The sequence below is a fragment of the Paludibaculum fermentans genome, assembly GCF_015277775.1.
GTDB classification, from domain to species: Bacteria; Acidobacteriota; Terriglobia; order Bryobacterales; family Bryobacteraceae; genus Paludibaculum; species Paludibaculum fermentans.
In genome coordinates this window covers 3,031,033-3,057,525 of record NZ_CP063849.1, presented here as the reverse complement: position 1 = coordinate 3,057,525, position 26,493 = coordinate 3,031,033, and the positions used below count along the sequence as shown (strand labels likewise).

19 protein-coding genes are annotated in these 26,493 nt (G+C 63.1%); 13 read left to right on the top strand and 6 right to left on the bottom strand.

From position 1 onward, the window contains the following. Window positions 1-11: 11 nt before the first annotated feature. Window positions 12-2,393 (bottom strand): ABC transporter permease, encoded by a 2,382-nt coding sequence (locus tag IRI77_RS11915; protein WP_194452278.1) that lies wholly within the window; start codon window positions 2,391-2,393, stop codon window positions 12-14. Window positions 2,394-2,493: 100 nt separating this feature from the next. Between IRI77_RS11915 and dgoD the strand changes: the two genes are divergently transcribed. Beyond that, window positions 2,494-3,720: a galactonate dehydratase gene (dgoD, locus tag IRI77_RS11910; RefSeq protein ID WP_194452277.1), complete on the top strand. Its 1,227-nt coding sequence runs from the start codon at window positions 2,494-2,496 to the stop codon at window positions 3,718-3,720. A gap of 68 nt (window positions 3,721-3,788) precedes the next feature. Here dgoD and IRI77_RS11905 read toward each other — a convergent pair whose 3' ends face one another. Beyond that, the gene (locus tag IRI77_RS11905; protein ID WP_194452276.1) at window positions 3,789-4,604 is read right to left on the bottom strand and encodes a LytR/AlgR family response regulator transcription factor; all 816 of its coding nucleotides are present in this window, start codon (window positions 4,602-4,604) and stop codon (window positions 3,789-3,791) included. Between the two features lie 7 nt (window positions 4,605-4,611). Beyond that, window positions 4,612-6,258, bottom strand: a complete 1,647-nt coding sequence (locus IRI77_RS11900; RefSeq protein WP_194452275.1) for a hypothetical protein — start codon at window positions 6,256-6,258, stop codon at window positions 4,612-4,614. Window positions 6,259-6,628: 370 nt separating this feature from the next. Here IRI77_RS11900 and IRI77_RS11895 point away from each other — a divergent pair, with 370 nt between their 5' ends. From IRI77_RS11895 to IRI77_RS11885, 3 genes are all read left to right on the top strand, one after another. Next, window positions 6,629-7,951 (top strand): inositol-3-phosphate synthase, encoded by a 1,323-nt coding sequence (locus IRI77_RS11895; protein ID WP_407674114.1) that lies wholly within the window; start codon window positions 6,629-6,631, stop codon window positions 7,949-7,951. A 21-nt stretch (window positions 7,952-7,972) separates the two neighbouring features. Beyond that, a complete protein-coding gene (locus IRI77_RS11890) occupies window positions 7,973-8,965 on the top strand; it encodes an NAD-dependent epimerase/dehydratase family protein (RefSeq protein WP_194452273.1) in 993 nt (330 codons plus the stop codon). 104 nt (window positions 8,966-9,069) lie between these two features. Next, window positions 9,070-9,840 (top strand): SGNH/GDSL hydrolase family protein, encoded by a 771-nt coding sequence (locus IRI77_RS11885; RefSeq protein WP_194452272.1) that lies wholly within the window; start codon window positions 9,070-9,072, stop codon window positions 9,838-9,840. A 43-nt stretch (window positions 9,841-9,883) separates the two neighbouring features. Here IRI77_RS11885 and IRI77_RS11880 read toward each other — a convergent pair whose 3' ends face one another. Further along, window positions 9,884-10,693, bottom strand: a complete 810-nt coding sequence (locus tag IRI77_RS11880) for a tetratricopeptide repeat protein (protein WP_194452271.1) — start codon at window positions 10,691-10,693, stop codon at window positions 9,884-9,886. 6 nt (window positions 10,694-10,699) lie between these two features. Then, window positions 10,700-12,757: a zinc metalloprotease gene (locus tag IRI77_RS11875; protein ID WP_194452270.1), complete on the bottom strand. Its 2,058-nt coding sequence runs from the start codon at window positions 12,755-12,757 to the stop codon at window positions 10,700-10,702. Window positions 12,758-12,985: 228 nt separating this feature from the next. Here IRI77_RS11875 and IRI77_RS11870 point away from each other — a divergent pair, with 228 nt between their 5' ends. The 9 genes from IRI77_RS11870 (at window position 12,986) to IRI77_RS11830 (ending at window position 24,908) form a co-directional block, all read left to right on the top strand. After that, the gene (locus IRI77_RS11870; protein WP_228486700.1) at window positions 12,986-13,564 is read left to right on the top strand and encodes a sigma-70 family RNA polymerase sigma factor; all 579 of its coding nucleotides are present in this window, start codon (window positions 12,986-12,988) and stop codon (window positions 13,562-13,564) included. A gap of 175 nt (window positions 13,565-13,739) precedes the next feature. Further along, window positions 13,740-16,472, top strand: coding sequence for a serine/threonine protein kinase (locus tag IRI77_RS11865; protein ID WP_194452268.1), 2,733 nt, complete (start codon window positions 13,740-13,742; stop codon window positions 16,470-16,472). A 178-nt stretch (window positions 16,473-16,650) separates the two neighbouring features. Then, on the top strand, window positions 16,651-17,049 hold the full coding sequence (locus IRI77_RS11860) for an ester cyclase (protein ID WP_194452267.1): 399 nt from the start codon (window positions 16,651-16,653) through the stop codon (window positions 17,047-17,049). Window positions 17,050-17,130: 81 nt separating this feature from the next. Then, complete coding sequence (locus tag IRI77_RS11855) at window positions 17,131-17,487, top strand: PadR family transcriptional regulator (protein ID WP_194452266.1); 357 nt, start codon at window positions 17,131-17,133, stop codon at window positions 17,485-17,487. After that, window positions 17,487-20,162 carry an ABC transporter permease gene (locus tag IRI77_RS11850; RefSeq protein WP_194452265.1) on the top strand — a complete coding sequence of 892 codons (2,676 nt, stop codon included), beginning with the start codon at window positions 17,487-17,489 and terminating at the stop codon, window positions 20,160-20,162. Before IRI77_RS11855 ends, IRI77_RS11850 begins: the two co-directional genes overlap by 1 nt. A gap of 24 nt (window positions 20,163-20,186) precedes the next feature. Beyond that, window positions 20,187-20,789: a DNA-3-methyladenine glycosylase I gene (locus IRI77_RS11845; RefSeq protein WP_228486699.1), complete on the top strand. Its 603-nt coding sequence runs from the start codon at window positions 20,187-20,189 to the stop codon at window positions 20,787-20,789. A gap of 106 nt (window positions 20,790-20,895) precedes the next feature. Beyond that, window positions 20,896-21,225: a PadR family transcriptional regulator gene (locus IRI77_RS11840; RefSeq protein WP_194452264.1), complete on the top strand. Its 330-nt coding sequence runs from the start codon at window positions 20,896-20,898 to the stop codon at window positions 21,223-21,225. A 9-nt stretch (window positions 21,226-21,234) separates the two neighbouring features. Further along, a complete protein-coding gene (locus IRI77_RS11835; protein ID WP_194452263.1) occupies window positions 21,235-23,880 on the top strand; it encodes an ABC transporter permease in 2,646 nt (881 codons plus the stop codon). A gap of 95 nt (window positions 23,881-23,975) precedes the next feature. Continuing rightward, entirely contained in the window at window positions 23,976-24,908 is a 933-nt protein-coding gene (locus tag IRI77_RS11830; RefSeq protein ID WP_194452262.1) for a VOC family protein, read from the top strand. Here the strand turns inward: IRI77_RS11830 and IRI77_RS11825 are convergent, their stop codons facing one another. Beyond that, window positions 24,909-26,255, bottom strand: a complete 1,347-nt coding sequence (locus tag IRI77_RS11825) for a tryptophanase (protein ID WP_194452261.1) — start codon at window positions 26,253-26,255, stop codon at window positions 24,909-24,911. It lies immediately after the preceding gene. Window positions 26,256-26,493: the final 238 nt, after the last annotated feature.

The window sequence follows — 26,493 nt, the reverse complement described above, 5'->3', positions numbered from 1 at the left end:
CGCTGCTTATGCTACTCGTCCCGCAAGGCGACGACCGGATCGATGCGCGTGGCGCGCCAGACGGGCACGGCGGTGGCGGTGAGCACGGCCAGAATCACCCCCACCACGGCTGCCGCGTAGGTGAACGCATCCGCGGGTTTCACCCCGACCAGCAGGCTCTGCATGACTTTGCCCGAGGCCAGCGAGAGCGCGAGGCCGACGGCAATTCCGGCCCCCGCCAGCATCAGCGCCTTGCCCAGCACCAGGCCCGCGACGCTGGAAACAGGGGCGCCCAGGGCCATGCGCAGGCCCAGTTCCGGGGTGCGCTGCGCCACGGCATAGGACATCACGCCGTGGATCCCCGCCATCGCCAGGAGCAGTGCCAGCGCGGCGAAGATGCCGACGAGGAAGGTGCGGAAGCGCGGCGCGGAGATCGATTCAGAGACCATGTCGCTCAGGGTGGTGAACTTCATGGCGATGCCGGGATTCGTGCGGGCCACGGTCGAGCGAACCGCCTCTGTCAGCGAGGCGGGCGCGATGGACGTCCGGATGGCCACCTGGAGTTCGTTCGCAAAATAGGGATGCTGCTGGAACGCCATGTAGATCTCGGGCGCGAGTTTGGCGGCTGGCGAATCGCTGCGAATATCGCCCACCACGCCAACGACGGTCATCCACTCGTCACGGTCCAGGCCGCACTTCATCCGCTTCCCGAGTGGATCTTCATTGGGGAAGGTTTCGCGTGCCAGTGCCTGGCTGATGATGGCCACCAGGGGTGCGCTGTATTGATCGCGTTCGCTGAAGTCGCGGCCGCGCAGCAGGGGAATGCCGAGCGTGGAGAAGTAGCCCGGGCTGGCCAGCCGGAAGCCCGCCTCGGGCAACTTTGCGCCGGGAGCGAAGACATGCTTGCCTTCCACTGCGTAGGATCCGTTCGAGCCATACTGTCCGGCGGGCATGCCCATTGCCGCGGAGGCCGATTTCACACCCGGCAGCACGCTCACGTCCCGCAGGATTTTCTCAAAGGTGCCGGTAGCGCGTTTGTACTCGGCTTCTTCATTCGCAGGCACGTGGGCATACATCACCAGCACGCCGTCGGGGCGGAAGCCGAGATCGGCGGAGGTGAGTCCGAGGAAGCTCTTCATCAGCAGGCCGGCGCCCAGCGCCAGGACAAAGGCGAGTGCGATCTCCGCCGAGGCGAGCGCTCCGCGCAAGCGGTGAGAGCCGCGATTGCCCACGCCCCGTCCGCCACTCCGCTTCAAGGCTTCGTTCAGGTCCACTCGCGACGCCTGCCATGCCGGCGCCAGGCTGAACAGGACCGCTGAGACCATCGAGATCAGGGTGGCGAAGACCAGGGTGGTGGTGTCGACGCGCACCTCGTTCAGGCGGGGCAGATTCTCGGGGGCCAGGCGTAGCATCGTGTCGGTGCCGAGATAGGCCAGGGCGCAGCCGGCGAGTCCGCCCAACAGGCCCAGCACCAAGCTCTCCGTCAGCAGTTGGCGGATGATCCGGCCGCGGCCCGCGCCCAGCGCGGCTCGCACTGCCATTTCCCGGACCCGCGTCGTGGCGCGCGCCAGTAGCAGATTCGCCACGTTGGCGCAGGCGATGAGGAGGACCAGGGCGACGGCGCCCATCAGTACCAGCAGCATGGTGCGCACGGGGCCTACCAATTGATCGCGCATTGGCGCGGTGGTGAAGGTCTTTTTCCGATTCTCGGGGTAGGACGCCGCCAGCCTGGCACCAATGGCGCTGAGGTCGGCCCGTGCCTGGTCTACGCTCACGTCCGGTTTCAGCTTCGCGGCCACGCGGTAGTTATATGCCGTGCGGTTCAGGTTCTCGGGCCTGGACGGCATCGTCAACCACAAGTTCGATTTGCGCGGGAACTGATAGGTGAACGGCATGACCGCCGCGATCTCGTACGACTTGCCCTCCACGCTGACCGTCCGGCCCAGGGCGTCGCCGGCCCTTCCGAAGTTGCGCAGCGCGAACGACTCGCTCACCGCCACCTGGCCTTCCGCCGGAGCGTGGCCCGCCACGGGCGCCGTGCCGAAAACCCGGTAGAATCCGTCTTCCACAAAGGAGACGCCGGTGAACTCCGCCCGGCCATTCACCTGGACCCCCATCTCCCCACCGTAGTAGCGGCTGAGTGCCTCAAACGAACCCGCCTGTTTGCGTACATCTTCCAGGTCGCCGCCGGTCATGCGCGGGGTCTCGCGCCCGGTTTCCAGCGAACGCGTCGAGATGCTGACGATGCGCTGCTCGTCCGGGAACGATAGCGGCGCCAGCAGGACTCCGTGCACCACGCTGAAGATCGCGGTGTTCAGTCCGATGCCCGCGCCCAGGGTGGCAACCGCCACCAGCGTGAATCCAGGGCTCTTGCGAAGCCAGCGGATGGCCTGTTTGAGGTCGGTGGAGAGCATATCGTATATTCTGTACGAATTAATCGCCCCAGAGTTTCCACAAAATGAAGCCGGCGGGCCCCGATCCACCCCGGCGGCGAAAGGAATACAATATTTCAGCATGAGTTCCGAGCAGAACACCGCATTCTCCCGCCGGGGCGCACTGGGCGCGATCTTCGGCACCGCCCTGAGCGCGGAGGTCCTGAAGGCCGCTCCCATTCAGGCCAAAGACCCGCTCAAGATCACGAAACTTGAGACCTTCCTGGTCAAGCCGCGCTGGCTTTTCCTCAAGATCCACACCAATGCCGGCATCACCGGCTTAGGCGAACCCATCACTGAAGGGCGCGCGCTGACGTGCCAGGAGGCAGTGAAGGAGATCGAACCTTACCTGATTGGCAAGGATCCGCGCGCCGTCGTGCAGCATTGGCAGGCGATCTACCGCCATGCCTTCTATCGCGGCGGGCCGATTCTCACATCCGCCCTCAGCGGCATCGATCAGGCGTTGTGGGATATCAAGGGCAAGGCACTGGGCGTGCCGGTGTACGAACTGCTCGGCGGACCCACCCGGAACCGTGTCCGCGTCTATGCCCACGCCAGTATCTCGAATCCCGCCCGCGTCAAAGAGGCCCTGGCGCAGGGCTTTACCGCCTTCAAGTCCGGCCCACCCCGCCGGCGCAATTTCCCGCGCTACATCGAGACTCCGTCCGAGGTCCACTACGCTGCCGAACGCTTTGCGGAATTCCGCAAACTGGTGGGGGAGGACGTCGACATCGGTGTCGATTTCCACGGCGCGGTGAGCCCGGCTCACGCCAAGATGCTGATCAAGGCGCTGGAGCCCTATAACCCGATGTTCATTGAGGAACCCTGCCAGGCCCAAAACCACGACGTGATGGCCGAGATTGCTCGCTCCACGCACCTGCCCATCGCCACGGGCGAGCGCGTCTTTACGAAATGGGGTTTCCGCGAAGTGCTGGAAAAGAAAGCGGCTACGATCCTTCAGCCGGATCTTTGCCACGCTGGCGGCATCACTGAAGTTCGCCTGATTGCAGGTATGGCGGAGGCCTACTATGCCTCCATCGCCCCGCACAATCCGCTCGGGCCCATTTCCCTGGCGGCCGGGGTACAGATTGCGGCTTCGATTCCGAACTTCCTCATCCAGGAACAAGTGTCGCTCGGCGAGGGCTACATCAAAACGCCTTTCAAGGTACGCGCAGGCTATCTGGACCTGCCCACTGCGCCGGGTCTTGGGATTGAGTTGGACGAGAACGCCATGGCCGATAAACTGGGCCACGACTGGAAGAATCAGGAAGCGTACGACGCCGACGACGGCAGCGTTGTCGACTGGTAGCCATCGCCTTCAGAAACCGAGCCCCCGGGTGCCTGCCGCGGCGCCTGGGGGCTTTTCTTTTGTGCAGGTTACAGCTTGAAGAGCTCGCGCAGGCGCTTTGTCTGGACCCGGCTGACCGGAATCTCCGTCCCCTTCTTGTCGTCCATCCGCAATTGATAGCTCGACTTGAACCACGGAATCACTTCCCGGATGTGGTTGATGTTCACCACATAGCCGCGGTGGGCGCGCCAGAACGTAGCCGGATCCAGGCTCGACTGCAATTCTTCAATTGTCTTGTAGTTCGTTTGGCCTTCCACTGCCGTGGTCACCACGGTGATGAGACCGTCCTCGATCGTGGCGTAAATCAGGTCCGATGCGTCCACAATCAGGTTCCGGCCGTTGGCCTTGACCAGTAGTTTGGCCCGGGCAACCGGCCCCGATGCCGCTGTTCCGGTGTTCACAGTGGCGGATGTGATCGCCAGTTCCGGTTCCAGCAGGCTCCGCTTCACGCGTTCGACGGTCTGCGCCAGACGGTCGCGGTCGACGGGTTTCAGCAGGTAATCCATGGCCTCCAGGCGGAAGGCCTCCAGGGCATACTGCTCGTAAGCTGTACAAAGGACAAACGCCGGCATGGGTGCCTTATCCACCTTCAGCTTGTGGATGACGCCCAGGCCGTCCAGGCCTGGCATCTGCACGTCGAGGAACACCAGATCCGGCTCACATTCCTCGATGCACTGCACGGCCTCGATGCCGTTGCGGGCCGTGCCGACAATCTCGATCTCGGGAAACTCACGCAGCAGGAACGCGAGTTCGTCCAGCGCCAGGGCTTCGTCGTCCGCCAGGACGGTGGGTATCGCCGTTCCGGATCGTCCGGCGGGCGGTTTGAATGAGACGGGGCCGGCCATGAATCTCCTACTGACAATTTGAACACGCCGCACGGGCTGTGGGCACCAGGGCTGCGGCCCGCGCCTCCACCGGCGCCTGCGACCGCCAGACGTAGAGCCGTTGGCGGCGGGTGTGCAGCGGGAGCCGCTGCAGCGCAGGTTCGCCGTCGAGCCCGGCCGCGATCGGTCTTGCATCCACTGGCGGAGACCAGTGAAACGCAAGTTCCCTGTCGTCTTCCAGAAGAATATGCGTGATGCCGTGGACGGCGGCCAACTGGTGGAAGCGGGTGGCATCCCACGGTGCGCGGCCCCAACTGTACACTTTTCTGCGGTATCCGGTTTGTGTTCCGAACAGGGGGTAATCCGGAGTAATCTGTGTGCCGATCAGCAGCAGCGTGGCATCGGCCGGTACCACCTGGCACACCTCCTGGAACGGAGTGTTGTCCACGCTCATGGCCGTCGGCATCAGCCACCACATCCGCACGAACATCGCGGTCTCCCGGCCGGGATACCAGGCGCTGAATGCCGCCAGGGCGAGCATCGGCCACGCCATCCAGTTCCGGCAGAGCGGCAATGCCGCGACAAGGAGAAGAGCGACGGCCGGCAACAGGAACCGGTCGGGAATCTGGTCGGCCGTAATCCAGCGTAGCGTCAGAATCGGCCCGGCCAGCAATGTCGCGCCACACAGCCAGACGGTTCTGCTCGAGCCTCGCCAGGCCAGCAGAAGTCCGGCCACGGCCAGTAGTCCGGCCACAGCGAAGCGCGAGGGCGGCCACGCCGGCGGCGGCTGATACAGCGCAGGCCAGCGGGTATCGGCGGTTTCGGCGCGCAGTGGCTGGCCGGCGCCTGTCGAACGAACCCAAACTTTGGCGATGGCGGACGATCCGGGCAGGTCCATGAAGATGCCCGGCGCGCGCTTCAGGATGGTGGTCCACTCCGGCGGTTGGCTGGCGTAGAAGCCGCGCATGTCCGAGGGGCCAAGCGGGGAACCATACCAACTCCAATTCGACAGGAAGAGAAACAGCAGGCCGCAGGCCGCGGCCCCGGATAGGAAACCGCCGGCGGCGGCGATCAATCGTTTCCTTGAGAGCAGAAGTACCGCGGGAATCAGTGCCAAAGCATATAGCCGTGCATGGACGCACAGCGCCAGCGAAACGCCGGCCCAGAAATAGGCGGCGCCAGGATGAGAATCCTCTGCGTCCTGCTGCCCCTCCACGAGCCAGTAGGCAGTGCCGCACGCGAACAGTACGGCCCAATGATCCGCTTTCAGGTATCGAGCCAGGAATAATCCGACGGGTGCGGAGGCATAGAGGGCCGCTCCCGCCGCAGCCACCGCCGGTGGAGCCTTCAGCCGCAGAGCCAGCAGCCACACGGCGCCGATTGCGAGCGGGAAGCCCAGCCCGAACAGCACCCGGCCTGGGGCCTCCAGGCGCGTGAACAACAGCGGCCAGAAGAAGAACAGCTCCCCTTCAAAGCTCAGCGCGGTCTGCCGTTCGTTCTGTGTCTCCCAGAATGCGATGGACTGGTGCTGCAGCCAGTAGGCCGCCCGCGACGCGTGGTACATCTTCTCGTCCCAGGTGTGGATGGGCGCCAACGCCGTAAGGCAGAGATTCGAAACGGTCAGGACTGCAATCAGGCCGGCGGCGGTGAGCACGGCCAGGCCAACTATTGGCATTTCCAGCTTTGGCATCCGCCACTCGGGGCGTTCCGGCGCAAGCCAGTAGAACAGTGCTGCGCAGAGCACAGCCTGCACCCCCAGCCAAGCCAAGGGAGTGATCCAGCCGCCCGATGAAAGCACTTGCGCGAGCAATCCGGGTTGGGCGCCGAATACCACGGCAAAAACGAAAAATCGCGAGGAGAAATCGCTGGCGAAATGTCGAGCGGCCCACACTGCGGGGAAAAATGCAAGCAGCAATGAGGCCGTGAGAAGGATCCAGGACATTGGCTTCGGAGGCGGGCCGATGAGGCGCAAACGCTTCTACGGCTGTTACTATAGCAAGTGGATAGATACGCTTTTATCAAGCGGTTCCAGCAAGGAGTGTACTCTGTTGTCAATTAATGAAAGTGTCAAGATCGCGCCGGCAGAGGGTAAGCTCGGTGTTCTCATCCCCGGCATTGGCGCGGTTTCCACAACCTTCATCGCAGGTGTGGAAGCCGTCAAGCGCGGTCTGGGGCATCCCATTGGTTCGCTCACGCAGATGGCCACGGTTCGGTTGGGCAAGCGCACGGAAGGCCGTTCCCCCTACATCAAGGACTTTGTACCCCTGGCGAATCTGGACGACCTGGTTTTCGGCGGGTGGGACATCTACGAAGACACAGCGTACGAAGCCGCCTCTAACGCTAAAGTACTGGAATCCTCGCTGCTGGAACAGGTGAAGGAGCCGCTGCAGGCGATCAAGCCGATGAAGGCCGTATTCGAACAGGAATACGTCAAGCTGATCCACGGGCCCAACGTCAAGACCGGTGGAACGAAGTACGACAAGGCCCTGGCCCTGATGGAAGATATCAAGAACTTCCAGAAGGACAACAACGTAGCGCGCACCGTCATGATCTGGTGCGGATCGACCGAAGTTTTCCACAGGCCGTCGGCCGTGCATGAGACGCTGGCCTCGTTCGAAGAGGGGATGAAGAACAACGATCCGGAGATCGCGCCCTCCCAGATCTACGCTTACGCTGCCCTCATGAGCGGCGTGCCGTTCGCCAACGGCGCTCCGAACCTCACCCACGACATTCCCGCACTGCTCGACCTGGCGAAGGAACGCAATCTGCCCGTCTGCGGCAAGGACTTCAAGACCGGCCAGACGTTTCTGAAGACGCTGCTGGCTCCGGGCTTTAAGGCTCGCATGCTGGGCATCGCCGGTTGGTTCTCCACCAATATCCTGGGCAACCGCGACGGTGAAGTGCTGCACGATCCCGGCAGCTTCAAGACGAAGGAAGAGACCAAGCTCAGCGTGCTGGATCACATCCTGCAGCCCGAGCTCTATCCCATTCTGTACAAGGATCTTTACCACGCAGTCCGGATCAACTACTACCCGCCGCGAGGCGACGCCAAGGAAGGCTGGGACAACATCGACATCTTTGGTTGGCTCGGCTACCCGATGCAGATCAAGGTCGACTTCCTCTGCCGCGACTCCATCCTGGCCGCTCCGCTGGTTCTCGACCTGGTACTCTTCCTCGACCTGGCCCATCGCGCTGGAATGCGGGGCATCCAGGAATGGCTCTCCTTCTATTTCAAGGCGCCCATGCATGCGCCAGGGCTCTATCCGGAGCACGACATTTTCATCCAGCTGATGAAGCTGAAGAACACACTTAGGTGGATGCGGGGAGAAGACCTCATCACGCACCTCGGCCTTGAGTATTACGACTAGGACGGGGATCTGGCAAGAACGATGAGAGTCTTAGTCATCGGTGGTACCCAATTTATCGGCAAGCACCTTGTAGCGGCCCTCTGCAAAGAGGGTCACGAGGTGGCGATCCTGCACCGCAAGCCCACTCACGAACTGGGCAAGAAGATTATCAACCTACAGGCCGATCGCAACGATATTGCGCAGGTCAAGTCAGTGCTCTGCGGACAGTCGTACGATGTCGTGTTCGACATGGTCTACGACTGGGAAAAGGGCACTCCACCCACGGTGGTGGAGGACACCGCCAAGCTGTTGACCGGGCATGTTGGGCGCTACATTTTCATGTCCAGCGTTTCGGCTTACGGTGACGGCCTGAATCACCACGAAGGCGACGCGCTGGCTCCGGACGACCATCGGGACCGGTATGTCCGCTGCAAGGCGCAGAGCGAACGCGCCCTGTTCCGGTTGCACCAGCGGCACGGCACCCCTGTTGTCACGTTGCGTCCGCCTTGTGTGTACGGCCCATGCAATCCGTTCTACCGGGAGCAGTTCTTCTGGGACCGGGTTCGGGACAAGCGGCCCATCATTCTGCCGGGCGATGGCCGCAGGCTGATGCAGTTTGCGTTTGTGAAAGATGTAGTCTGGTCCTGTCTGCGGGCCATGGACGCGGCCAATGTGGTGGGGCATGCCTTCAACATCGCCAATGCGCGCCCGTTGACACAGGCTGAGGTGCTGGACGCCCTGTTCGTCGCGGCCGGCAAGGATACTCCGGTGATTCGCGTCCCCCGGGAACGGATCGCCAGGGCAGGCGGCCACCCGCTGGGACCGAATCTTTACTTTGGCATGTACTTCGATTTGCCTCCCGTGACCATGGTGATCAGCAAGGCTCAACGCGTCTTGGGCTTCAAGCCGACTCCCTTCCAGGAAGGCTTGCAGGAGACCTACAAATGGTACCTGCGGCACCACACCAAAAAAGGCATCGACTACACTTTCGAAAACCAGTTACTGGCTAAGGAACGCGCCCAGTTGGCGAGCTGAACCATTCACCGCTTCGGTTTCCTGCAAGAGCCCATCCACGACGGATTGGCTCTTGTGCGTCGGGCCCCCTCTCGTTTCGCCGCCTGCTAAAATCGCTGACAACTATGACTGTGCGTTTCGCTTCTTTCGCCGCCGGTACCTTGCTTGCGTGCCTGCTCACTTCCTGGCCTGCTTCGGGGCAGATCGTGGACCAGTACAACCCGCCCAAGGCCGGCTGCTGCCTGCAGTTCACCGCGCAGGCCCTGGCCGACCAGTTGCAGGACTGGAATCAACTGGGCCGTTACTACGCAGACAACGAGCGATTGAAGGCCCTGGCGCCCGAAGCCGGCCGCGTCGTCTTTATGGGCGACTCGATTACGGACGGGTGGAAGCTCGCGCAACAGTTCCCGGGCAAGCCGTACGTGAACCGCGGCATCAGCGGGCAGACTACGCAGCAGATGCTGGTTCGGATGTACCCGGATGTCGTTGCCCTGAAACCGGCCGCCATGATTGTCCTGGCGGGCACCAATGACATCGCCCGCAACACCGGACCTGTCACGATGAGCATGATCACCGACAACATCCGCGCGATGACCGTTCTGGCCAAAGCCAGCCGGATCAAAGTGATCCTGTGTTCCGTGATGCCTGTCAGCGACTATACGCAACGCAAACAGACAGACCAGCGGCCGCCCGCCGACATCCTCAAGCTGAATGCCTGGATGAAGGAGTTCGCGGCAGCCGAGGGCCTGATCTATGTCGATTATTTTTCGGCCATGGTGGACGGACAGGGCCTGTTGAAGGACGGTATCTCCGGCGACGGCCTGCACCCCAATCAGAAGGGCTACGACATGATGGCGCCGCTGGCAGAGGCCGGGATCCAGGCCGCCCTCAAGTAGGCTTGAGCCGGCCAAGCCGAAAACGGCACAGGCGGTGATGTTTCTAGATTCTGCCGGGAGCGGGTTTGGCCCGCTCCGCCTGGTTCTCTCCGCCCAGGATCTTCTCCAGCAGGTCCGCCTGGCGCTTGTGAATTAGCGTGGGCGGATGGGTGGCGTCGGGGAAATTGGCGCGTAGCTGAACCTCCACGTCATCCAGCAGGCTGAGTGCCTCTGTGAATCGGCCTGCCGACTCCAGCAACTCCGCCTTCCTCACCTTTGCCGTGTAGTGTGACGGCTGGGCGGTGAGCAACTCGTCCACCCACGCCATTGCCTGCTCCGCATCGCCCTGGATCTCACTCCAGTTCGAGAGGATCAGCAGCCTGGCCGCCTGGTGCGCCGCCTCGTCCTGCGGCGGGTCCTGGCTGATCTCAAAGCTGGCGGAGCCCGAGGCGATCTGCTCAGCCCAGGCGCCCTCGGCCTGTTGCTCCTGCGGATCGTAGACTGCGCGCACCCGATAGGCGCCGAGCGCGAGTTGGCTCGTCACCTCAGGGCTGAGCACGAACTCGGCGGTGACCATGTCCAGATCCTGCAGTTCCACTGAATCCGGCTGAACACGAGCCGATCTTGTCAGAGCCGGCGAAGTGCCATCGGGCGACTCCAGAATCACGCTGACCGCCTCCAGCCAGGAGCCTTCCTTCAGGCCCAGCTTGACCGGTTCGTCTCCAGCGGCCATCGAGACCGAAACCACCACCGGCCAGCCGGGATCGATGCGCGCCTGGGCACCTCCATTCACCGTCACTCCAATCAGCGGGCGTGCCGGGGGCTGTGCCAGCGCGCAGGCGGTCAAGGCCGCGGACAAAATCAGCATCTTCATGTTGGTCTACCTTTCGGGGGCCTTGACGGCGTCATTCACGAGAATCTGGCTGCTGCAGGTCCCGCGCCCGGCGGCAGCGGGGCCATATCTCGACTGCGGCGTGCGGTTGGCATCGTTGACGCCCGTGCCCGCGCCGGAGGAACACAACTTCATGCCGGTTGCCTCCTGCACGCGATAGCGCAGCGTGGGATCCGTGTCCGCGATGTACCCGCCCGACACGTCGTAGCGCATCACGCAATCGTCCTCGCCGCAGTGCGGGCCGTCCTTCATGCCCAGCGTCACTGCAAGCGGCGCCTCGGGCATCAGTGAGTTGATCAGGGTGCCGTCCTCGCGCAGGATCGAGACCTGCTGTTCGTTGCCGCCGGCTTTCTCCAGGACGGTGTCGGTGCCGGGCACACGGCGCCAGGTCACATCACGGTCACCTCCGTCACCGTGGTGATAGACATTGCATGCGTGGAATAACTCGTGTGCCAGGGTCGAGTTGAAGTAGCGCGCCGTACCCGGCTGGACCGGTGGCGTCAAGGCAGGGACAAACACGCCTGTGATCTTCACCGGATTTCCGGGACCACCCGACGCGATGGCATACCCCGGGTTGTTGGCAAAGAGGAAGATCTCCACCCCATGCTGGTCCACGCGGTGCGGACCCATTGCGCGATTGAAATTCACCACGCGATCCATGCTGAGTTCGTCGGCCGTCATTTCGTAGTGCACATCCAATCCGCTCAAACGCCGGAACAGGCGGATACCGGAGAGATAGACTCCGCCGGCGCGGTTGTGGATGAAATAGTCCTTCTTGAACGGATTCCCTTCTATGTGTTGGCCGTTCTCGATGAAGCCGCGGTACTCCTCATAAAGCGTGAGACCGTCGCCCGCCGTCCCGTCGCCCACCGGATCGGCCTCGTCGTCGCTGGTGTCGGATCGTCCACCCACGCCCTTCTGCGCGCGCCAGATCTCCGCGATCAGGTCACCGTCCGCCCGTTTTGGCAGGCGGACATCGGTCTGCGCGGTGTCGCCCTCCAGGTGGCCAAGGATCCGCCGCCCGTCGAGTAGAATCGCCGATACCTGGATGCTGCCCCAGGCGCCCCAGTCGTGAGCTGAGATCGCCGCGGTCGAGGTCTCCCACTGGCCGGGTGGCGTGGACCCCTGCTGTCCCTCCTGATCCGTCACGATGAAGTTCGAGGCCGCTTCGAACCTCAGGTCGGGGTCGACAGAGGCATCCTTGAAGGGTGCGTTCAGCGCGAATCCGGGTTCTCGGGAGCATTGGACAAACTTCCACTCAAAGAGAGCCGCCCTCGCCGACGGCGCGCCGCCGCCCTTCTTCTGGAGGCGGGCTGTCAGGCGCAGGCCGCTGCCGGCACCGCCCCCAGCCGCCGCCTCCGGCCGGAACTGTCTGTACTCATCCGTCAGCAGGATGATTACCTCATCTTCCTCGGCCGCCCCCGCGGGATGAAGTTCCCATTCCACCTGCATGGAGACCGGAGGCTCACCGTCCATAAAGGTAGGGCGTTCAAAAGGGGTGTTCCTGGTAAAGTCCGCGCTGCCTCGCAGGATTGCATCGGAAACCGGCAGGGGGCCGACCATCTGTGTTTCATCGGAGAAATATGTGTAGAGATCGTCCCCGTCCTGCGGCGGCTTGGGCAGAATTGCACATTGTGTCCGCTCCGACCAGTGCGCCTGGATCACATCGGCGCCCAGAATGAGGTGGTATTCCCCCGTGGACGTCAGTTGCAGTACGACCTGTTCTTTCTTGTAGGGAACTGTCGGCGGCCCGGAGCCTTTCAGTGTGTTGGTGGTGGTGCAGCCCACCAGGGTATGCGACTGAGTCGCATCAATGGCGGCCGTGCCGGTCACGGTGCCGGTCCAGATGGGTCCGTAGGGCGACTTGGTGTCGAGCCGCACTTTCAGATCGCCGGAATAGCTCACATTCCAGTCGTCCTGCCCCATCACCGGATGCGAGTGGGATCCCGACGTATTGCCCCGAACTCGAATCGTGCCTTCCCATGCCTTCACGTTGCCGGCGGGTCCAAAGATCTGCGCGGGGAGGTCAATTCCAGACAAAAGCATGACGGCGGCAGGCAGGAGACGTGATTTGACGAAGAGGCCCATAACCAGAACGCGCGGGATCCGTCCATCCGGGATCACCGGCAGCGGGTGCCGCCGCCTGGAGTCACGCCTGGCGTGCGCCTGATCCGCCTGATTGCGAGAGGCTGCCGATTCAGGCTAAGCTATTGATTCTTTCATGGTTACGCCCTGCGACCGGCGGATGGACGGATGTCTGGCGGGAGATCGCCTGTGACTCCCGATAGCGAGGCCGTTACTCGTCTCCTGCGTCAATGGCAGAGCGGGGAAGCCAATGCCCTGGAAGAACTTACCCCACTCGTTTACCACGAACTGCGGCGTATCGCCTCCGGCTTCCTGCGCCGTGAGCGCGAGGGCCATACGCTGCAGCCCACGGCATTGCTGCACGAAGCCTACCTGCGCCTGGTGGACCAGCGGGAAAAGGACTGGAAGAGCCGTGCCCACTTCTACGGCGTGGCGGCTCATCTCATGCGGTTGATCCTGGTCGACTACGCCCGCTCGAAAGCAAGGTTGAAGCGCGGCGGCGAAGTGCAGAGAGTCGAATGGAACGAGGCCATCTCCTCGAGCGCCGAACGGCCGGCGCTGCTGGCCACCCTCGATGACGCACTCAGCGAATTGGAGAAGCTGGATCCGCGCAAGGGCCGAGTCGTTGAATTGCGCTATTTCGGCGGGCTCAGCGTGGAGGAGACGGCTGAAGTTCTGGGGATCTCCACAGCCACAGTGGGGCGCGAACAGCGCATGGCCGAGGCCTGGCTGCAGCGGCAGATGACCTCCGGTCCGCCCAGGGCCTGAAAATTTCCAGCCGGGACGAAAATAATCCGCCGGGCGTGATCGATCGGCGCCTCCGTTGCCGCTTGTAAGGGTGTAAGCGACGGATGCGAGGGCGGCGCACGGAGAGCAAGCCGTGTGCCCGTCTTGAATCGATTGAGAATCTAGGGAGGCTGGCTGCGCCGCTAGAATGGCAAGCATGCTCCCAGAGCGCTGGAACAAGCTGGAGGAGGTCTTTCAGACTGCGGCCGACCTGCCGGAGGAGCGGCGGCCGGGCTATCTGAAAGAGGCTTGCGGCGACGATCAGGAGTTGAGGCGCGAGGTGGAGGAGATGCTCGCGGCCTCAACTCTGGACCTGATCCGGGATGTCATTGAGAGTACTTCGGACTCGATGGCGGCGGAGGCGGATCAGGATCCTTTGGTCGGTTCGCTCCTGGGCGCTTACCGTGTCATCTCGCTGATTGGGCGGGGTGGCATGGGTGTGGTTTACCGGGCCGTCCGCGACGACGACCAGTACCACAAGGAAGTCGCCATCAAGGTAATCCCGCGCATGCTGGCCGGGCCGGAAGCTGTCAGCCGGTTCCGGTCGGAGCGTCAGATTCTCGCGGACCTCGACCACCCCAACATCGCCCGCCTGCTCGACGGCGGCACGAGCGACGGCGTTCCCTACCTGGTGATGGAGTTCGTTGAGGGCGTCCCCATCACGCAGTACGTCAGGGAGCGCAACCTATCTGTGCCGGACCGCCTGCGCCTGATGCGCAGTGTCTGTGCGGCCGTCCAATCGGCCCATCAGAAGCTTGTGGTCCACCGCGACCTCAAACCAGCCAACATCCTGGTCACCCCCGACGGTAGCGTGAAGTTGCTCGACTTCGGCGTGGCCAAGATGATCGCGCCGTCCGAGACGGATCTTGTCCAGACGTCTTCCCACATGATGACGCCGGACTATGCGAGTCCCGAGCAGATTCAGGGCGCGGCCGTCACCACGGCTAGCGATGTCTACTCGCTTGGGGTGGTGCTCTTCGAGCTTCTGGCCGGCGAACGGCCCTATCGCGTCACCGGACCCGGTTTGCACGAAGCGGAGCGGGTCGTCTGCCAGACCGAGCCGCGGAAGCTGAGCGAACTGCCCAATCTGCCACCCCGCCTGCGCCGGCGCCTGTCCGGAGACCTCGACAACATCGTGCAGATGGCGATGCGGAAACACGCCGAGCGCCGCTACGGTTCCGTCGAACAGTTCAGCGAGGATCTGCGCCGCCACATGGAAGGCCAGCCGGTGCGGGCTCGCGCGGACACGCCGCTCTATAGCCTGGGGAAGTTCCTCTCTCGGCATCGATGGCCGGTCACGGCGGGCTTGCTGGTGGCTGCCTCGCTGATTACGGGCACGGTGGTAGCCGTCCGGCAGGCGCGCCGGGCGGAACAGCGCTTCGCGGAGCTCCGTGGCTTTGCACGAACGGTGCTCGTCGACCTGCACAGCCAGTTGCGCGACATCCCCGGGACCGCTCCGGCGCGCCGCGCCATCATCTCGCATGTCGAGAACTACCTGCGGAATCTCGTAGCACAAGGGGCAGCCGACGACGCGTCCCTGGCCAACGAGTTTGCGACCACGTACCTGCGCCTCGGAGAGATTGCCGACTCGAGCGCCAAGGCGTTATCCGACCTCGAAAGTGGGAGGATGCTGCTGGAACGGAAGCGCGGCCGGGGGGAACCTGAACCGGAGGATGCCGTCCTGCTCGCCCGCCTCCACGAGCGTATCGCCGGTGTGCAAGGCGAGTTGGGCAATCCGGCGCAAGTCCAGGAACATCTGCTGTCGGCGGCGGGGCTTACCCAACGGCTCATCGATACCCGTGGTCCGAATCCGGATGCCGAGCAGGTGAAGGCCCTGGTCCAGTGGCGGCTGGCGCAGTTGTATCGCACGGAATACCGCCTGGCCAGTGCGGAGGAGCACGCCCAAGTGGCTCTGGAGGGCTGCCAGTCCCTGAAGTCGCGAGGGATCCGGAATCAGGAGCTGGACGAAATCGAGACTGGGGTCCGCAACGGCCTAGCGGCGATCTATCGCCGGCAGGGCCGCTGGCAGCTTAGTCTCGAACTGTACCAAAGCATCCTGGCCGATGCGGAAAGGAGCGCCGCGGCCAACCCGGGCAGTGTCGTCGGCCAGCGTAAATTGGCCCGGTCGCACCAAATTGTGGGCGACATGCTACGCAGCACCTCCGGCCGCGAGGCGGAAGCAGCCAGTCACCTCCGAGCCGCCGTGCGCATCGGCGAGCGCCTGGCTGCGCAGGACTCCGGCGATGCGACATCGGAGAGCAATCTGGGGCAGTACCTCACCACCGCGGGCGAGGAATTGTCGGCGCCCGGCCAGTGGGCTGAGTCAGTGAGTTACCTCCGGCGTGCGAAGGACATCTTCCAGGCCCGCTTGAAGCGGATGCCCGACAACGGCGTCGATCAGCTCTACATGGCGTTGACCGAGGCTGCCCTGGGAGAGCGCCTGGGGGACCACGGCCAGCGCGCAGAGGGCGTCCAGTATCTGCGCCGCGGCCTGGAGCGCATGCGCATGCTGGTGTCTCGTGATCCCAAAAACACGACTGACCTGCTTGAACTGTTCAAAGTGCAGCGCGCCTTGGCTAAGCAACTTGCCGGGCAGGGCCGCGCTTCCGAGGCGCTGGCGATCGCATCCGAGGTGGTGAACCGCGCACGCCAGGTCGCGGCGCAGGCTACCGCCGGCCAGTCTTTTACCCGGCGGGAGGTTCCTTTGTCGCTGTTGGAGATGGGAGAGGTCTGCCGGATCCTGGGTCGTTCAGAGGAGGCGCGCTCCTGGTTCCAGCAGACCATCCAGGCCTGGGAAGATCTGAATCGGGCGGGCATCCACTTCCCGGAACTGGAAGCGGCGATGGCGGAAGCTCGGGTGGGCGCGTCAGTCACCGCCGTTGCGCGTTGATCTGTATAAGTACCTTACAATCAACATTTACAAGCAAGCCTCGCCGGTTTATCGCGCGGCGTGCGGCTCAGTCCCAGCCGTTGGGCGATGTTCCTGCCGAAGACTGCTTCTCTTTCGATTCCGAGGCGTCTCAACGACAAGTTGACTGGGTAAGATGACAGCGTGGAGATCCACGGTCATGAGTCCTCGAGTTAACACAACCACGGTGAAAGCCTATGTCGAAGCGTTCAACCGCGGCGACTTCGAAGCCATCGCCGGCCTGTGCACCGAGGATGTGGAAATCCATGGCGTTCTCGGCCAAGGCGGACTGGACGTTGCCTTGAGGATTTGGCGCGAATTGCATGAGGCCTACCGCCCTCAATTGGAAATTGAGGACATGGTGGGCGAAGGTTCCATCGTCGCCGTGCGTTTCAACGAGCAGGGCACCTTCACCAAGGCGTTTCGAGGCATTCAGCCGACCGGAAAGGCTTACTCGCTGGTGGCGATGGAGTGGTTTCACCTTCGCAATGGCAAGATCGCGGCCCGCTGGGGCGCTCGTGACTCCGCATCGATGATGAAGCAATTGGGCGTCGCTTAGTTCACCGATAAGTTTACTTTCCCTCCCCTTGAAACCTGAGGGATGGTCACGCCATACTCCCCTTAGGTTCTTAAGGGAAGCATGCAGAAGCAATCGCTCGACGTCGTACGCGGCACGCTGGATGTTATCATCTTGAAAACATTGAGCTGGGGAGCCTTGCACGGCTACGCCATCGCCCAGTGGATCCGCCAGCAGACGGACGAAGCCATCCTGGTCGAGGAGGGTGCGCTATATCCGGCCCTTTACCGCATGGAGGATAAAGGCTGGATCGAAGCCGAATGGGGCCTCTCCGAGAACAACCGCCGCGCGAAGTACTATCATCTGACGCCGGCGGGCCATGAACGCCTGGCCAGCGAAACACGGACCTGGGAACACTACGCCGCGGCCATCGCCAAGATCCTCAGCGCGACCCGAGGAGCACAGGCGGTGGGCCACTGATGCGCGAAGAGCCCATGTGGCGCCGCTATCTGCGGTTTTTCGGCGCCAACCCCACAGCCGATGTGGATGATGAGCTGCGCTTCCACCTGGAAGAGAAGACCAGCCAGCTCATGCAGCAGGGTCTGCCGCGCGATCGGGCCCGCGCCGAGGCCGTCCGCCAGTTCGGAGACCTGAAGGAATTCCGCCGGATGTGCCGGCAACAACGCACACAAAGGGAGCACCGCATGGATCGCAGAGAGTACTTCGCCGGCTGGATGCAGGACCTGCGCTATGCAGCGCGGCGGCTCAAAGGTGACATGGGCTTTACGGCTGTGGCCGTCGTGATCCTCGCCTTGGGTATCGCTGCCAGCACCACGGTTTTTACCATCGTCCATGCCTTGGTGATCAGGCCGCTGCCTTTCCATGAACCGGAGCGCCTGGTCTGGATCGCCAATGCCGGGAAAGGCCGGGACGCGTCAGACCCCAGTTCGATCACCAGCCGCATCGGCACGCTCATGTCCTGGCGCGAAACCACCACCTCATTCGAAAAGCTGGCGGGTTACAACGCATTCTTCGGCTACTTCACCTACAACTTCTCTCGCCCGGGTGGTACTCCGGAGCGCCTGAACGGCCTGGGCGTGACCGACAGCTTCTTTGAAACGCTGGGTGTTCAACCTGTTCTGGGGCGGCTGTTCACGCCAGAAGAGTATGTCGCCAATGGCCGCAAGGCGGTCCTCCTCAGTGACGGGCTTTGGCGGCGGTTGTTCGCGGCCGATCCAGCGGTGATTGGCGCCACGGTGTCGATCAACGACGTGCCCGTTGTCGTAGCGGGGGTGATGCCTGCCTGGTTCGACTTTGCTTCCACATTTACCCCGGGATCGAAGGTCGACCTGTGGGAGCCGTTTCCCATGAACGACACCATCGATCGCAATTATGGAAATATTCTGGCAATCGTTGGACGCCTGAAGCCCGGGGTATCGCTCTCTGCTGCGCAAGCTGAGATCGACCAAGCCACAAAGACGATCAAGCAGCTTCATCCCGAACGGGGCGGTTCCTATCAGGGATCTCTTTCAACCTTGCGGGAGCATGTCTCAGGACAGGTCAAGAGGCCGCTGGCGGTGATGTCCGCGGCGGTCGGGCTGTTGTTGCTGCTGATGTGCGTGAACCTCGCGAATCTGATGCTGGCGCGCACCATGTCCCGCCAGCGAGAGATGTCGGTGCGAGTAGCTCTGGGAGCCGGCCGGCTGCGTGTCGTCCGCCAGTTGCTGACGGAGAGCCTGCTACTCTCGGCCGCCGGTGTACTGTTGAGCCTGCCGCTGGCCGTCGGCGCGACCGCCATGGTTGCCCGCCTGCAGGGAAGCCGTGTTCCCCTGCTGAGCCAGGTGGAAGTGAACCTTTGGGCTCTACTCTTCAGTGCGGTGGTTGGAGCGTCATCCGGTATACTTTTCGGCCTCGCGCCGGCGCTCAGCCTGTTTAACGGTTCGCTCTTCGAAACCTTGAAACAGGCGGGCCGCGGGACGGATGGGAGCAATCGCCAGTGGACTCGCAAAGGGCTGGTCGCGACCGAAGTGGCATTGGCTTCCGTGCTCCTGATCGGTGCCGGTCTTCTCATGCGGAGCTTTATCAAACTCATGGAAGCGGATCGCGGATTCCAGTCCGAGCATGTCATCGTGGTGCGGGTGGATCCGGGAGGGCGCTACCCCGCTCCGGAAAAGCTTGACGCTTTCTTTCTGGGCGTCCGGGAGAAGATCGCCGCGGCGCCTGGCATCACCGCAATCGGCCTCACAGACGCCCTGCCCTTCGACCGTGACCGCAGTTGGGGCATCGGTGCCCTGGGCAAAAGCTACGGCCCCGGTGAGATGCCCGGCGGTTTTGTCCGCATGGTCAGCCCCGGGTACTTCGAGGCGATGCATATCCCCTTGATCGCAGGCCGCCTGTTCAATGGCGGTGACATTCGAGGCCGGGAGCCGGTCATCATCCTGAATCAGTCTCTGGCGCGCACGCTCTTCGGAAAGAACGACGCGGTGGGGCAAATGATCGCCATAGGCCCCCCAACGGGCACGCGCGTCGTAGGCATCGTCAAGGATGTTCGCCACACTTCGCTGGAAGAAGAGGCAGGCGGGGAGTTCTACCTTGTCTCCGGTCAACGGTCGATCACTTCGCTGGATGTGGTGGTGCGCACCCTGCTGCCTCCAGCCGCTGCTTCTGCGGCTATACGCCAGGCTGTCTGGGCAGTGGACCCCACCCAGCCGCTGGGTGAGTTCCGCCTGATGGACGACCTGGTGGCCCGCGCCGCCTCGCCGCGCCGGTTCCTGCTGCTCCTGCTGGGCGCCTTTGCCGGCCTGGCCCTCATCCTCGCTTCCCTGGGCATCTACGGAGTCATTTCGTATGGCGTCTCCCAACGGGGCATCGAGATTGGAATCCGCATGGCCCTGGGTGCGCAGCCTGCCCATGTGCAATGGAACGTCCTGCGCGAAGCCCTGGCCCTCACCGCGGGGGGGCTCCTGGTGGGCGTCATCGGAGCGCTCATCCTCACTCGCCTCTTTGCCGCCCTGCTTTACGAAGTGAAGCCCGCCGACGCAGCCACCTACGGCGGCATTATCGGCCTGTTGCTGGCCGTCTCCGCCTTGGCAGGCTACTTGCCCTCGCGGCGGGCGGCCCGCATCGATCCGGTGGTCGCACTCAGGGCCGATTGAGCCGCGCAATGTTAGTTTGAAATAGTGCCTGGACTCACTCTCGGAGAAGACAAGAAGCAACGCTGCTGGTGGTGCGGCTCCACCTCGGAATATGTCGCCTATCACGACAACGAATGGGGCATGCCGATGCTCGACGACCACCGGCTCTTCGAGAAGCTCTGCCTTGAAGGCTTTCAGTCCGGGCTGAGCTGGCTCACCATCCTGCGCAAGCGCGAGGACTTCCGCAAGGGCTTTGCCGGCTTCGACTTCCGCAAGGTGGCGCGCTTCGGGCCGGCCGATGTGGAGCGGCTCCTGGCCGATGCCGGCATCGTGCGCCATCGCGGCAAGATCGAGTCCACCATCAACAACGCCGCCCGTGCGTGTGAATTGGTCGACGAGTTTGGCTCCATTGCCAGCTATGTCTGGAAATACGAACCCAAACGCCGCATGCCGGAGTCGATCCTGCCCACTTCGCCGGAGTCCATCGCCATGTCCAAGGATCTGAAGAAACGCGGCTGGAGCTTTGTCGGGCCCACGACGGTATACGCCTTCATGCAGGCCATGGGGCTGGTCAACGATCACCTCGAGGGTTGCCACGCCAGAAAGCTCTGCGAAAGCGCCCGGCGCAAAGTGAAGCCCGGGGCTTAGCGGAAGTCACTCAGGCGGGCATTCCACGTCAATTCTCCAGCCCTTCCTCTTGCACTTCTACAGGGGCGTCTGTTATGGTTCCTGTAGAAGTGGAAAGGGAGAACCCATGAACGATCGGATTGAACTGCCGCAGGGCACTTTGGACTTGCTGATCCTCCGGACTCTGGAACTGGAGCCGCAACACGGCTGGGGGATCTCTGAGCGGGTGCAGCAGATGTCCAGCGATGTTCTGCGGATCCAGCAGGGGTCGTTGTATCCCGCACTGCACCGGCTGGAGCGGCGCGGGTGGATCAAGGCGCAATGGGGCACTTCCGAGAACAATCGGAAGGCCAAGTATTACGAACTCACCAAGAGCGGCCGCCAGCAATTGGCGGCGGAAACGGACTCATGGCAGCGGATGACGGCCGCGGTGGCCCAAGTGCTGGGGCCGGCTTAGGAGGCTGTCATGTGGGCTGATCTGCGCCTTCGATTTCTCTCCCTCTTCCGCCGGAAGACCGTCGAGTCCCAGATGGATGACGAGCTTCGGTTTCACATGGACCGGCAGTTGGAGAAGTATATCCAGTCGGGCATGGAGCGCGATGCGGCCCTGCGGCGCGTCCGGCTTGAGTTTGGCGGATGGGAGCAGGTCCGGGAGGAGTGCCGGGACGCGCGGGGCGTGGCGCTGGTGGAGACGCTGGCACAGGATCTGCGCTACGGCTGGCGGACCCTGCGGAGATCGCCCGGCTTCACGACGGCGGCGTTGTTCACCCTCGCCTTGGGCATAGGGGCAAACACGTCGATCTTCTCCGTGGTTTATGGCGTAGTGCTGAGGCCCCTGCCGTTCCGCGACCCGGCCCGCCTGATCGTGATGAACGAGACCACTCCGCGCGTCGGCGATGTGAGCGTCTCCTATCCGAACTTCCAGGACTGGCGCGCACAGAGCCGCAGCTTCGCTGAGATGTCGCAGGTTGCCGGAGTTCACTTCAACATGAGCGGCAGCGGACAGCCGGAGAACATCTCCGGTCTGGCGGTTTCCACCAACTTTCTTTCCATGATGGGTGTGCGGCCCCTGGCTGGGCGAGACTTCAGGCCCGAAGAGGAAAAGGCCGGGACAGCGCCGGTCGTGCTGCTGAGCTACTCATTGTGGCAGTCGCATTTCGGCGCGGACCTGGGTGCAGTGGGCCGCACGATCCGCCTCGATAGCCGGGCCTACACGATCATCGGCGTATTGCCACCCGAATTCCGCTGGTCGGAGCGCTGCGATGTGCTGGAGCCCGCGGGTGTTTGGGCAACCAACAACGGCAGTGTGAGTGAACGAGGCGAGCGCGGCGAAATGGTGGTGGTGGGCCGGCTGGGCGAGGGCATCAGTCCTGTGCAGGCGCGGGCGGAGATGACGGGGCTGGCCGCGCGGCTGGAGCGCGCGTATCCAGAGGTGAACGCCCAGTTCGGGATCCGGTTGCAGCCGTTGCGTGAACTGTTTTCAGGAGACGCGCGGCCATCGATGCTGCTGCTGCTCGGTGCGGCGCTCTTTGTGCTGTTGGTGGCCTGCGCGAATGTGGCGAACCTGTTCCTGATGCGCGGCGCGGTGCGGGCAAGGGAGATGGCGCTGCGGATCGCAATCGGGGCAAGCAGCGGCCGGATTGTACGCCAGATGCTGACGGAGAGCTTTCTGGTCGCCGTGCTGGGTGGACTGGCGGGCGTCAGCCTGGCCATGGCCGGGATTCCCGTGATCGCGCGTCTGATTCCGCCGGAGACCCTGGCCGGCGCCAACGTAGAGATGAATGGAGCGGTGCTTGTATTTTCGTTCGGCCTGGTCGTGCTCTCGATGTTCGTTTTCGGCCTGGCTCCGGCATTGAGCTCGGCCAGGGGCGAGGTCCAGTCGGAGTTGAAAGAGGGCGGCAAGACGACCGGATCCGGCGGGCGGAACCGGTGGCGCGGTCTTTTGGCGGCTAGTGAGGTAGCGCTGGCGCTGGTCCTGCTGGTCGGCGCCGGCCTGATGATGAAGAGCCTCTACCGGCTGCTCTCAGTGGATTCCGGTTTCCGCGGGGACCATGTCGTGAAGCTTGAGATCAATCTGCGCACGGAGCGGTACCAGAAGGACCCGGCTCTGATCGCCTTCTGGCAGCAGGTGCTCGCCCATGTAGGCGAACTGCCCGGCGTGGAATCGGCGGCGCTGGGGACGTCGGTGCCTCTCACGGAGGACCATTGGCGCACGGATATCACTGTTGAAGGCATGCCCTTGCCGGAACCCGGCAGCTTTCCCCACCCGGACATGCACCTCGTGAGCCCCTCTTATGTAAAGACGCTCGGTATCCGTCTGCTGCGGGGCCGCGATTTCCTCGAACAGGACAGGGAGAATGCGCAACGTGTGGCGATGGTGAATGCGAGCGTGGCGGAACGGCTTTTCCCGGGAGTGGACCCGGTGGGGAAGCGGTTCGCCTTTGGCCGGCCCAGGCCGGACCGTGCACAGGAGTGGGTCACGATTGTCGGCGTAGTGGCCGACACCAGGCTGTATGGCCTGGCGAATCCGGCGCGACTCGAAGTGTACCTGCCGTTCCGTCAGAAACCCAGCGATGCGATGACAGTGCTCGTGAAATCCAAGCAGGAGCCGGCGGCGCTGGTTGCGGCGATTCGACGGGCTGTCGCTTCCATCGACAAAGACCAGCCTGTGTTTGGCGTCGCGACGATGGAGGAAGTGGTCAACGCGTCCATTTCCACGAGCCGCGTGACTTTGACCCTGTTAGGGCTGTTCAGCGGCTTGGCGCTGGTGCTGGCGGCGATCGGCATCTACGGGGTGGTGTCATACTCCGTGGCGCAGCGGGCGAAGGAGATCGGAATCCGGTTGGCATTGGGTGCTGAGCGCGGGTCCGTGCTGCGCCTGGTGTTTGCGCAAGGCGCGCGAATTGCCGGAGCAGGCATCGTCGTAGGGAGTGCGGCCTCACTCTGGCTGACGCGGCTCATGACGAAGCTGCTGTTTGGCGTGAGCGCCGTGGATCCGCCCACGTTTGCTGCAGTGGCATTTGTCCTGGCGGCCATCACGATGCTGGCGTGTTACGTGCCGGCGCGGCGAGCGTTGCGCGTGGATCCGCTGATCGCGTTGCGGCATGAGTGAGGGCGGGCCGGACTCGTGCGAGTGGCTCTTCTGTTCGCGAGCCTCACCGATTCGGCTCATACCTCCTCTGCCAGTCGCGATATGATGCGGGAGCCATGAAATCCGCGTTGTTTCTCGCGCTGCTCGCCACGGTCTGTTCCGCTCAGGGCGTAAAACGGCCAAAGATCACCGGCGTCGCCCATATCGCCGTCTACGCTAAGGACGTAGAGGCGTCGAGAGCCTTCTATCATGGGCTGCTCGGCTATGAGGAAGCTTACTGGCTGACCCAGCCTGACGGATCCCTCTCCCTGACCTTCTTCAAGATCAACGAGCGGCAATACATCGAGCTCTTCCCGGAACGTGCCCCGAATACTGACCGGCTCAATCACATTGCCCTGGAGGTAGACAACGCCGAGGCGATGCGCACTTATCTCGCGTCCCAGGGCGTGAAAGTGCCCGAACGCACGCCCAAAGGCCGCACCGGGAATTCGAATTTCATGATCCAGGACCCAGACGGTCACTCCGTGGAGATCGTGCAATACGAATCCGATAGCGCCAGTTCCAGGGCTCGTGGCAAGTCGCTGCCTGCCAACCGAATCTCGGACCGCGCCGCACACGTCGGAATCCTCGTGGGCTCACTCGACAAGGCCATGGATTTCTATGGCCGCATCCTGGGCTTCGAGGAGATCTGGCGCGGCAGCAGTACTGAGAAAGTTCTCAGTTGGGTGAACGCCAAGGTGCCCGACGGCGACGACTATGTCGAGTTCATGCTCTACAGCGGCCCCATCGCTGAGCCCACCAAGCGCGGCACGGCCCACCATCTATGCCTGTTTGTCCCGGATATCGAGAAGGCGAAGGCCGCGCTCGAGCTCATGCCCGGCAAGGCTGCCTATATCAGGCCCCTGGAGTCGAAAACAGGCATCAACCGCAAACGCCAGTTGAACCTCTACGATCCAGACGGCACGCGTGTCGAGCTCATGGAACCCAATACCATTGACGGCAAGCCGACGCCGTCTTCGAAGGCGCCGCCGCCCGTCGGCCAGCCTTGATTACAGCGGCCGGAACCGGCACGAGAAGTGCCGCAGGAATTCAGGCTGCTGCGTGATCTCGTAGCCGCGCAGCTCGTTCTTGCGTTCGTTCACTTCCAGAATGGCTTCCACCACATAGTCGATGTGGCTCTGCGTATAGACACGGCGCGGAATCGCCAGGCGCAGCAGTTCGTACCGCGCGTGTTCGCCAAACATTACGGAGCCGATCTCCACACCGCGAATTCCGGCATGCCGGTAGAGTTCGACGGCCAGCGACTGCGCCGGAAACTCACCGGTCGGAATGTGCGGCAGCATCCTGCCTGCATCGATATAAATGGCGTGGCCGCCCGGCGGCTCGACGATCGGCACTCCGTGATCGGCGATGTGGCGGCCCAGGTAGCCGGTGGAGGCGATGCGGTATTCCAGGTAGTCCGGTTCCAGGATCTCCTGCAGGCCGACGGCGATCGCGTCCAGGTCGCGGCCCGCCAGGCCGCCGTAGGTAGGGAACCCTTCCGTCAGGATCAACAGGTCTTTTTCCTGCTGCGCCAGCGCCGGGTCGTTCGTGCACAGCAGACCGCCGATATTGGCGAAGGCGTCTTTCTTCGCGGAGAACGTGCAACCGTCCGCCAGCGAGAACATCTTCTGCGCGATCTGCTTGGGCGTCCAGTCGGCGTACCCTTCCTCTCGCTCACGGATGAACCAGGCGTTCTCGGCAAACCTGCAGGCGTCCAGATAGAAGCGGATGCCGTGCCGCCGCGCAACGCCGCTCACGGCTTCGATATTCGCCATCGAAACCGGCTGCCCACCGCCTGAATTGTTCGTGACGGTTAGCATAATCAGCGGGATTCGTTCGGGCCCGCATTCCTCAATCAGCCGCTCCAGCGCCTCCACATCCATGCCGCCCTTGAATGGCCCGGTCGACTGGGTATCCGCACTCGACGCCAGTGGCAGGTCGCGTGCCTCGGCTCCGGTGAATTCGATATTGGCGCGGGTGGTATCGAAGTGCGTGTTGTTTGGTACGACGTGGCCTGGCTTACACAGCACGGAGAACAGGATGCGCTCGGCGGCGCGGCCCTGGTGGGTCGGGATCACGTGCTGGAACCCCGTCAGATCCTCCACCGTGGTCTTCAGGCGGAAATAGCTCGCGCTGCCGGCATACGACTCGTCGCCGCGCATCATGGCGGCCCACTGTCCGGTGGACATCGCGGACGTGCCCGAATCCGTCAACAGATCGATGAGGATATCGTCGGCACGCAACAGGAACAGGTTATAACCGGCCTGCTCCAGGTATTTGGCGCGCTCCTCTGGAGTGGTTCTCCTTAAAGGCTCCACGCTCTTGATGCGAAACGGCTCGATGATGGTTTGCATTCGACTCCGCCCTCAGTGTAGCTCCGCCGGGGGAAAGGCGAAAAAAGGGCGGTCGTCGGAGGAGGAGCGACCGCCCTAACGAGAGAACCAGCCAACGCACTGCCGAGTGAGCAGCACGTCTTTGGGGGGGTGTGCCGGCTCTCTACACCCGGTTAGATTCCGCACACTCGCCGTTGGTTTCCAAACCGTTACAGATGGACCGGTGTCGACAAGTAGATACACTGGAAGAAGACTCAGG